This is a genomic window from Nocardia sp. FBN12 (assembly GCF_054031145.1).
Map to the genome: position 1 here is coordinate 6,920,000 of NZ_CM132926.1, position 8,676 is coordinate 6,928,675.

General features: G+C 65.4%; 11 protein-coding genes. 5 read left to right on the forward strand and 6 right to left on the reverse strand.

Going from position 1 to position 8,676, the window contains the following annotated elements:
* The first annotated feature begins 39 nt into the window (after window positions 1-39).
* Window positions 40-246: a ribbon-helix-helix protein, CopG family gene (locus ACWZHB_RS32550; protein WP_427905526.1), complete on the forward strand. Its 207-nt coding sequence runs from the start codon at window positions 40-42 to the stop codon at window positions 244-246.
* The gene (locus tag ACWZHB_RS32555) at window positions 243-587 is read left to right on the forward strand and encodes a type II toxin-antitoxin system PemK/MazF family toxin (protein WP_427909373.1); all 345 of its coding nucleotides are present in this window, start codon (window positions 243-245) and stop codon (window positions 585-587) included. Before ACWZHB_RS32550 ends, ACWZHB_RS32555 begins: the two co-directional genes overlap by 4 nt.
* Window positions 588-593: 6 nt before the next feature.
* Here ACWZHB_RS32555 and dtd read toward each other — a convergent pair whose 3' ends face one another.
* Complete coding sequence (gene dtd, locus ACWZHB_RS32560; protein ID WP_427905527.1) at window positions 594-1,037, reverse strand: D-aminoacyl-tRNA deacylase; 444 nt, start codon at window positions 1,035-1,037, stop codon at window positions 594-596.
* Between the two features lie 120 nt (window positions 1,038-1,157).
* Window positions 1,158-2,657 carry a hypothetical protein gene (locus ACWZHB_RS32565; RefSeq protein ID WP_427905528.1) on the reverse strand — a complete coding sequence of 500 codons (1,500 nt, stop codon included), beginning with the start codon at window positions 2,655-2,657 and terminating at the stop codon, window positions 1,158-1,160.
* 312 nt (window positions 2,658-2,969) lie between these two features.
* Here ACWZHB_RS32565 and ACWZHB_RS32570 point away from each other — a divergent pair, with 312 nt between their 5' ends.
* The 3 genes from ACWZHB_RS32570 (at window position 2,970) to ACWZHB_RS32580 (ending at window position 6,108) form a co-directional block, all read left to right on the forward strand.
* Window positions 2,970-4,883 (forward strand): hypothetical protein, encoded by a 1,914-nt coding sequence (locus tag ACWZHB_RS32570; protein ID WP_427905529.1) that lies wholly within the window; start codon window positions 2,970-2,972, stop codon window positions 4,881-4,883.
* Window positions 4,880-5,674, forward strand: a complete 795-nt coding sequence (locus ACWZHB_RS32575; protein ID WP_427905530.1) for an ESX secretion-associated protein EspG — start codon at window positions 4,880-4,882, stop codon at window positions 5,672-5,674. The genes ACWZHB_RS32570 and ACWZHB_RS32575 overlap by 4 nt, the downstream gene beginning before the upstream one ends.
* 116 nt (window positions 5,675-5,790) lie before the next feature.
* Complete coding sequence (locus ACWZHB_RS32580; protein ID WP_427905531.1) at window positions 5,791-6,108, forward strand: hypothetical protein; 318 nt, start codon at window positions 5,791-5,793, stop codon at window positions 6,106-6,108.
* Window positions 6,109-6,160: 52 nt separating this feature from the next.
* On the opposite strand, the gene ACWZHB_RS32585 is transcribed toward ACWZHB_RS32580, so the two are convergent.
* From ACWZHB_RS32585 to ACWZHB_RS32600, 4 genes are read right to left on the reverse strand one after another with little or no spacing between them, the layout of a single operon-like run.
* The gene (locus ACWZHB_RS32585; RefSeq protein ID WP_427905532.1) at window positions 6,161-6,610 is read right to left on the reverse strand and encodes a TY-Chap domain-containing protein; all 450 of its coding nucleotides are present in this window, start codon (window positions 6,608-6,610) and stop codon (window positions 6,161-6,163) included.
* Window positions 6,607-7,098 carry a DUF6301 family protein gene (locus ACWZHB_RS32590; RefSeq protein WP_427905533.1) on the reverse strand — a complete coding sequence of 164 codons (492 nt, stop codon included), beginning with the start codon at window positions 7,096-7,098 and terminating at the stop codon, window positions 6,607-6,609. Before ACWZHB_RS32590 ends, ACWZHB_RS32585 begins: the two co-directional genes overlap by 4 nt.
* The gene (locus ACWZHB_RS32595) at window positions 7,095-8,117 is read right to left on the reverse strand and encodes a toxin-antitoxin system YwqK family antitoxin (protein ID WP_427905534.1); all 1,023 of its coding nucleotides are present in this window, start codon (window positions 8,115-8,117) and stop codon (window positions 7,095-7,097) included. The genes ACWZHB_RS32590 and ACWZHB_RS32595 overlap by 4 nt, the downstream gene beginning before the upstream one ends.
* A gap of 45 nt (window positions 8,118-8,162) precedes the next feature.
* Window positions 8,163-8,546, reverse strand: a complete 384-nt coding sequence (locus ACWZHB_RS32600) for a hypothetical protein (protein WP_427905535.1) — start codon at window positions 8,544-8,546, stop codon at window positions 8,163-8,165.
* Window positions 8,547-8,676 lie beyond the last annotated feature (130 nt).

Consider the following 8,676-nt stretch of genomic DNA (forward strand, 5'->3'; position numbering starts at 1 on the left):
AGTTGCTACCCTGGTAGCATTATTGGTATGAAGCTTAGCGTGAGCCTTTCAGAGGAAGATCTGCAGGTTCTCGACCAGGAAGTCTGCCGGTCGGGTCTGCCCGGGCGCTCGGCGGCCATCCAGCGGGCGATTGCCTTGTTGCGCGCACGTGCGCTCGAAGATGCCTACGAGTCCGCGTGGGAAGAGTGGGATGCGGCAGGCGAGGAAGCGGCGTGGTCGGAAACGCTCGCTGACGGCCTTTCCTGATGCGCCGCGGCGATATCGTGCTCGTTGATTTCGACCCGGTTCGCGGGAACGAAGTCAACAAGGTTCGTCCCGCGGTGATCGTCAGTAATGACGGCGCGAATCGGCGAGCAGACCAGTTGGGTCGTGGTGTGATCACGGTGGTGCCCGTCACCAGCAACGTCGATCAGGTGTACCCGTTCCAGGTCCTGCTCGACGATGTCGGGTTGCGCGTGGTGTCGAAAGCGCACGCAGAGCAGGTCCGATCGGTGTCGGTCGATCGGGTCGGCCGAGTAGTCGGGCGGTTGACCGCTACGCTCGCCGCGGATCTGGATCGCGCGCTTCGGCTGCATCTGGATCTGTAGGTGTAGTCAGCCTTCGAGGAGGACGGTTACCGGGCCGTCGTTGGTGAGTTCTATCTGCATGTGGGCGCCGAACTTGCCGGTGGCTACGGTGGCGCCCAGTTCGCGGAGGGTTTCGGCGAAGGTGTCGACCAGGGGTTCGGCGAGGGGGCCGGGGGCGGCAGCGTTCCAGGAGGGGCGGCGGCCTTTGGCGGTGTTGGCGTAGAGGGTGAACTGGCTGACGACCAGGATGGGGGCGTCGAGATCGGCGGCGGAGCGTTCGCCGTCGAGGATGCGCAGGCGATAGGTCTTGTCGGCCAGGGCTTTCGCGATGGCTTCGGTGTCGGTGTGGGTGGCACCGACCAGGGCGAGCAGGCCGTGGGGGACACCTTTCGACGCCGGGTCGATGTGTCCGACGACCTGACCGTCGACGCTCACCTGGGCGGTGGTCACACGTTGCAGCAGTACTCGCACAGGCACCGATCATGCCGGGCGGCCGGGCTCCGCGGCATGCCGGGGCGACTCCCGTGCACAAGGCGGCGTCAGATGTCTGGGCGAACGTGTGGTGGTCGACCGGCTTGCGCCGGTACCGGGTCAGTTCTCGCCGAAGAACAGAATATTCGGGCCGTAGTCGGTGAGCGGGGCTTTCTCCGCGGCCTGGCGGATGCCAGCGCCGGGGAGTTCGGTGACCTTGGCGAACATTTCGGCGTTGCCGAAGGCGGCTCTGACCTGGGTTTCGGAGGCGTAGTCGGCGCCGTAGTCGGCCAGTGTCGCGAAATCCAGCGGGGCCAGCGGGGTGTCGAGCGGTGCCTGCCCGGCCGGTCTGCCGAGGGCGGCGTACTGGGTGGCGACGCCGTTGTCGTAGAGGCACAGTTCGTAGGAGATCTTCTCGATCGTGGCGACGGTGAGCACCGGCCACTTCACTGAAAGGGCAACGGCGAGTGGGTGTTTGCCGAGTGCGCCGATCTCCCAGTTGAGACTCTTCACCGAAATCCAGCTGCCGGAAGACTTTTCGACAAGCACGACGTCGGCGCTGAGCTTCGTGTCGAGATTGGTCTTGGGTTCTTTGACGCCCCAATGCTTCTCGTGCACGCCCGCGAACCTGCCCGCGTCGACCGGTTCGGCCCCGTCCTGGGCGAAGGCGGCGACGATCGCGGCCCGCACCTGCTCGAGCCCGTCCGGTGCCGAACAGCGAACGGCGATCGCGCCATAGGTCGCCGAGATCTCCACCGGGCGTGACGGCGGCTCCGGCATCGCCCCTGCCGCGAGGGGTTTGAGACCGACGAGCGCCAATCGCCAATTGATCTCGTCGATTGTGGCCAGGTCGCCACCCGACTGGTACAGGATCTGCTGCTGGGTCAGCCGCCCCGCGCGTTCCAGGGTGTGCGCACCGAGCTTCACCAGCGCCTGCGTGGTCTTGACCGTGAGATCGAGTTCCTCGACCCGGGTTTCGCGCAGTTTCGCGGTGCTCGCGGTCGTGGTCACCTCGGAGTACAACGTGCGATAGCTGGCGATGGCTTGCTTACGCGAGCGCCCCACCATCAGAGTGCGCAACAGGGAACTCAGGCTCGCCAGGTATTTGCCCGGCTGTTCGGAAGTGCGCGCGTACATCCCCGCCCGAATCCGCACCGCCGACTCGCTGGCCGCTACCGCCGCATCGTGATCGAGCCGCATCAACCACACGCCACACTTGGACAGCCCATCGGCGCACATGGCCGAAACATCCGGGTAGTCCTGCGCGACCTGCCGATACGCCGAGCAGGCACTGCGAATGGTGTTGGTCGCGAGCTGTCGATGCCCGACCAGCCGGGTTGCCTGCTCGAACAACCGCAACGCGTCCTGCAACGCACCCGCGTACTCGTAGGAGACGTACCCTCCGACCAGCCAGTGCAGCCGGATCGCCACCGCTTCCTGCGCGGGCTCCAACGCCTCGGCCGTGCGATCCCGCCCCGACGGGTCGTCCCGGGTGGCGAGCAGACCCTGGGCCAGCTCGGTGAGTGAACCGGCCAAGCTCAGGTAATCGTCGGCGTGCTGGCTGCGGGTATTGGCGCGATTGGCTGCGACGCGCCGTTCGAGGTCGCTCAGGTCGGTCATGAGCAGTTCCGTCGCGACGTCAATCGTGGGCCGAGTTGACGTGTCCACGTTGGCCATGAGCAGTTCCGTCGCGACGTCAATCCTGGGCCTCATCCATTGGTCGAGCACGGCCGTAACCGGCCGATGGTGGTTGTTCGAGTTTGTCACAGATCGGCGACGGTTGCCTGATCGTCGGCGGAACCCGGATGTTCATCCTGAAGCAGATCGGTGTTTCCGTGTGGCTGTGCATATTTCGCATCGCTCACTAGACTGCGATGCGATCGAGCCGACTGCGCGAGGGTCGTCGGTGGGGTGCTGCGAGGAGCGGTTGGCGTGGGCGATTCTCCCTTCGAGGGGCTGGCGGGCAAGGCGAAGGTCAAGGTCGAGACGGGAGCCGCGCTCGAGGCCGCCAAGGCGTGCAGCCAGGCGATCGAGGTGTTCAAGGGTTGCCAGAATCTGTTCCGCGACCACGACCTCAACAACTATGACGAGTCCAAGCTGGGTGGCAGCCAGGTCGATGCCGGGCCGCCGCTGCGGACCAAGTTCATCTCCGAGGCCACCCAGGCCAAGGACCTGCTCGGGCGCTATATCGACTCGCTCGAGGACCTTGTCTCGATGTTCAAGGCCGCAGGCGAGTCGTACACCGAGACCGACAAGGGCTCGGGCGACAACATCGCCGCCCTCAAGGGCGATCTGAAGAATGTGAATTCCTCGCCCGGCGCCAAGGATATGAAGGGGGAGGTCTCCCAGGCCGGCGGCTATTACCCGGCGCATTGGGAAGTCGATGTCAAGGTGCGACAGGGCACCGGCATGGATATCAAGATGGAGAAGCACAACTACGACATCGAGACCGCGAACGTGCCGAAGCACGCGGGCACCGCGACGGCGGAATCGGTCGGCGTGCGGATCCCGGTCCGCGCCGCGGACAACATGTCCTGGCGCGATATGTACGACCTCGGTCAGCGGATCTCCTGGCAGGAGGTGGCCAACGACGCACCGATCTGGGAGGCGATGGCCCACGCCGTGCACGGCGCCGCCTACAACCTCGAGCAGAAGCTCGGTGAGATCACCGGCGACCGGTGGGAGAGTCAGGGCGGCGAGGCCGCCTTGGCCGCGATCACGACTTTCGGCAAGTCGGCGATGGTGGCCAGTGATTCCTTCAAGATGATGCAGCAGAATCTCGAGTACACGGCGAACTGGCTGTACGCGACGAAGGTGTCGATGCCGATCGAGACCGAAGACAAGTGCGACGACGATCTGCAGGAGAATCGCGATCGGTACGAGCGCCACTATGTCAACGGTGTGACCAACACCGAGAAGCTGTTCCCGGCGGCGGCGGAGCCTGCCGCGCCGAAGGGGCCGGTGAAGCCGCCCGAGAACAATAACAACAATAACAACAACAACAACAACAATAACGGCAATAACAATAACGCTGGAAATAACAACAACGGTGGCACCGGCAACAACGGTGGCAGCGGAAACTCCGGTGGTAGTGGCAATTCCGGAGGTGGCGGCCAGCAGCAGGCAGTCGCGCCCGACGTGGCCAAGCAGCAGGCCGCCCAGCAAGCCGCTCAGCAGGCGGCGGCGGCGCTCCAGCAGAACGGCACCAACGGTTCGCAGCAGGGTGTGAACGGTCAGACGTCGGGTTCTACCGGATCGTCGGGTTCGACCGGGTCCTCGTCGGGGTCGAGCGGGTCCGGCTCGGGCGACATGTCCAGCATCCTGTCCTCGGTGATGTCGGCGGTCACCTCCGCGGTCTCCTCGCTCACCCAGGCGCTGCCGTCGCTGGCCACCGCGCTGCAGCAGGTATCGGCCGACACCGGCGCGACCGGCGCCACATCGGGCCTGCCCGATTTCACCCAGCTCGGCAACCTGTTCGGGCAATTCCCCGACCTGACCGAACTGCTGTCGCAGTCGCCCGAGATCAACCAGCTGATCGCGGACAACCCCGCCCTCTCGCCGCTGGCGGAGTTGCTCGGCATCGAGACCGCGACGACAGCGGTCGACGGGGCGAGCGTGCCGGGGGAGAGCACCGAAACGGCTGAGGGCGAGGCATTCCCGCGCGCCTCGCTGCCCGATTTCTCCAATCTGTCGGGCTTGGGCGAGGTCGTCACCCCGCTCACCGGTCTGCTCGCCGAATCGTCGGCGACCGAAGCGCCTGCCCAGATCATCGAGGCGCCGGTCGAGTCCGTGGAAGTCGGCAGTACCGACTCGCTCGCGCACGCGCGGCCGGAGGCGCAGGCGTGACGCAGCAGTGGGAACTCACCGATATCGAATTCCGGGTGCTGTGGCAGCGATTCGTCGGCACCGATCTGCCGCGCCCGCTGACCTTCCAGTCCAGGACTCGCCTGCACGAGGACTACGAGCAGGAGAAGTATCAGGTCTGGCAGCGGCTGCAGGACACCGTCGACCCGACGCTTCGTTCGGTCTTCGATGTCCTGGAGCGGCCGGAAGTGTATGTGCGGCTGCGTGGTTGGCACGACCGGGCGCGCGACGACGCCGAGCAGTGGCTCAAGGCCAGGGCGGCGAGGGCCGGTGCCAACGGCTATCTGATCTACCAGCTGCCGGGTGAAACCCCCACCCACAGTGGTGGTTACACGGTGCTCGACATCGGACCGCACGGCCTGGCCGACGCCATCGTGGACCTGATGCCGGATACCGGTGCCGGCGTCGGCGGGGTGATCCCGCTCGCCACCGACGCGGGCACCGGCGACGAGTACGGGCAGCGATCCTCGATGTTCTTCGAGCAAGCCGACACCTCGATCGTCGAGCGCAGCACCGAGTTCTTCAACCGTCCCGCCGATCGCACCGGGACCATCAATATCCTGCAGAACCAGTCCATGTTCGGCTCACGCGGCATGCATCGCGACATCGTGGTGTGGCGTGACCTCCCCGGCGACGGGCGCTACGGCATCGATCTCCCCAGCGAGAACCCCATCGCTACCCCGATGTCACGGTCCGACCTGACCGGGAAGATCAACGCTTCCATCGAGCGCATGATGTCGCGCGTGGAATCGCACTGGGAGGCAAGCGCTTAGGGCACCGGCCGTTCACGGCGGGGTCATCCGCGGTTCGCACCATCGTGCGAGGCTGTTGCGCACGCATCGGAGTTGTGATGTGCTCGACAGGCATCACTTGTGGAGGGATGAGCGCGATGACATTCGAATACGACGCCGACGACTTCCGGACCGCGGCAGGCAAGTCGCGCAGTGTCGGCAATCAGCTCACCGGCATCATCAACACGCTGAACGCCTCGCTCAACGGCCGCGGAAATGTCTGGGGCAACGACAAACTCGGCCAGAGCTTCAACGACGGCCCCGGCGGGAACGACGGCTACGACTCCTCCTGGACCAACACCAGCGACAACGTCAAGACCATGGCCAAGTCCATGGGCGAGTTCGCCGACGGCCAGACCGAAAGCGCCGATTACATCGACAAGATGGAAAACGGCAACCGCAACGGCCTGACGTAGCCGCTCCCAGCTCGGCGCTCTCCTTGGGGGCCTGTGTGCCCGGGATGAATATCTACATCCTTTGCTGCTTCAGTCCCAGCGTGCGCAGATCGATGGTGCGGTTTCCGGCCCGCTCGACCCAGGCGTCGTACACCAGGGCGTCCGGGCCGGTGATGCCGTAACCGTCGCGGAGGCCGGTGACGGCGATGGCGGCGGCTCGTCGGCAGTCGTCCATGGTGACCGGGGCATCGAAGTCGATCCACCACAGGTGGGCGTTGGCCGCGTCGGGCTGGTGCCAACCCGCGCGAGTGATCGCACGCCAGCCCGCCGCGTCGGGCCGGCGCTCGGGTTCGAGTGACTTGTTGCCGACGAGTTGGGCAGACAGCACGTCCTCATCTCTCGCGAATTGCACGAACCTCCGGCTGGGCGCCGGCGCCGGTTCGAAAATGATCACGCGGGAGGTGATGGGGAGTTCGTCGAGCTCCGCGGCCAGGTAGTCGGCGAAGCTAGCCCAGTCGCTCATAGCTGTCCTTGCCGGGAGAGTTGGACTCGGTGGTCGAATCCGGTCAGCCATTCGTTGGTGACCAGGGACAACTTGATCGAACGCGCCAGTTCTTGCAGGAGCAGGGTGGAATCAGGTCGTGCCCAGCGCAGTTCTCGGAGGTCACCGTCAGCTTCGGCGGTTGGTTCGCCCAGTGCCGCGACCAGGGCGTCGGCCATGGCCGTATAGGTGGCGTGCACCTGTGTGCGGGTCTCGATCGTGTCGGGTCCGATTGTGCTGGCGTCGACTTGGAGACGTTCGACCAGTCCGTTGTCGGCGAACGCCTTTCCACTGGCCGGGCCGAGTCCGGTGTCGAGCAGGGCCCACGCGGGTTTGCTGGAGATGACCGTCCAACCGAAGTGTTCAGCGATCCGGGGGATTTCGGTGAGTTGCCAGGTCCAGTCGACGGCGCGCAACCGGATTGCCAGGTCGGCGACTTCTTCGGGGGTTCTCGTGCGCCAAGCAGTCACAGTTGTGTCCTGTCCGGTTGGAGTGCGGAGCCTTCGGCAGGCCGGTCGAGCGCGCCCTCTTCGTCCCAGTCCCTGCGCAGGAGCAGCTGGTGTCGAGGGCTGTAATGGTCTTCGCGGCGGATGCGGCCGGTGGCATCCCAGGTGCACCAGTAACCGACGGGCCCGGTGGGGGTTCGCATCCCGGCGCGGATGAGCCGGCCGTCGTCGTACTCGGTATGGAGCAGTTCGTCGACGCGAACGTCGTCGGCGGCGGTGTGTTCGGTGCGCTGACCGCTCTCGTCCCATTCCTCGAGGAGCACGGTCGTCCCGTCGAGGCCGAAGAGGGTGCGTCGGCGGAGGGTGCCGTCTTCGTGCCAGGCGAGCCAGAGACCGAAGTGCTGTCCGTGGGTCGAGGTGCCCGCGTACTTGCGGCTGCCGAGGGTATGCCAGGCGAGTTGTGGCCCGTCCCAGTGGCCGCGGGTGTACCAGGACAGTTCGACGATATCGCGGGTCACCCAGGTGTATTCGGCAAGTTGCCCGGTGAACAATTCGCTGCGGTCGTAGCGGGTGTCGGTGGCGGAGTCGTAGTGGATGTCGGGATCTTCGCGGTCACGCACGCCGGCGATGGTGGGTGTGGCGATCGCTCGAGCGTCGAAATCCTCGATCAGAACACCGTCGTCGTTCCAGCGTTTGCGGTATCGCAGGCAGCCGCTCGGATCGAATTCGTACTCCTCGACGATGCTTGCGGCCGCGTTCCGGAAGGTCCAACGGCCGCCCGGCAGGCCGCGGTGGTACTCGCCGAAGAACCGCTGACTGCCGTCTGGGAAGCGTCCGTAGCAGTAGCCCTCACGCACGCCGTCGACATACTCGCATCCTTCGACGATCGTGCCGTCCCTGTCGTCGACGATGTCGCCGGTGAACGGCTTGCCTTTGTACAGTGCCCTGTCGCCGTCCATCCGCACATCGGCGTCGTGGAGACTGATCTGGCTGTCCAGAAGTTTCTGGATCTCTTCGTCGTAGATGTCTTCGTCGTCAGCCAATGTGAACCCTCCGCTGTCGGACTGCTCGATCGGACCCGGATGCCGTCAGAAGTACGACAGGAACGCCGCGTCGAAATCAGGGGCGCGGGTGTCGAAGTTCTGGGGAATGTAGTCGAGGGCGCGGACGTGTTCGACGAACTCGGCGGGCAGGGTGAGGGGCTGTTCGGCGAGGTACTTCAGCGAGTCCTCGCGCCAGATCCAGACGCCGTCGGAGTACAGGGAGGGGCCGCCCTCGATATCGGTGTCCTTGGTGAACAGGTCAGGGGATTCGCCCATCACGTCGAAGATGGCGCGGACCTTGCGCATGTAGTTCAGAATCCGGTCGCGATCGCCCTCGACAGTGCCGGTGGGCGCGTCGAATACCGAGGGCAGTTCGTCGTGACCGCGCTCGTACATCTCGCGGTACATGACCACCGGCTTCAATTCCATTGCGTGCGTCCCGTTCTCGATTTCCTGGAGGCTGTGCGCGGCTTCCGTGCTCGTCGGCGCGGGTGCCCACCGCGCGCCTGCACTTCGGCGAGCCGCCGACCCCGATCCTTCGCGCGGACCGGCTGGTCGT

Excerpts from the sequence above, each read along its gene's own strand:
- ACWZHB_RS32585 (WP_427905532.1), bottom strand. The coding sequence starts at position 6,610 with ATGAGCGACTGGGCTAGCTTCGCCGACTACCTGGCCGCGGAGCTCGAC.
- ACWZHB_RS32580 (WP_427905531.1), top strand. The coding sequence starts at position 5,791 with ATGACATTCGAATACGACGCCGACGACTTCCGGACCGCGGCAGGCAAG.
- ACWZHB_RS32565 (WP_427905528.1), bottom strand. The coding sequence starts at position 2,657 with ATGACCGACCTGAGCGACCTCGAACGGCGCGTCGCAGCCAATCGCGCC.
- ACWZHB_RS32600 (WP_427905535.1), bottom strand. The coding sequence starts at position 8,546 with ATGGAATTGAAGCCGGTGGTCATGTACCGCGAGATGTACGAGCGCGGT.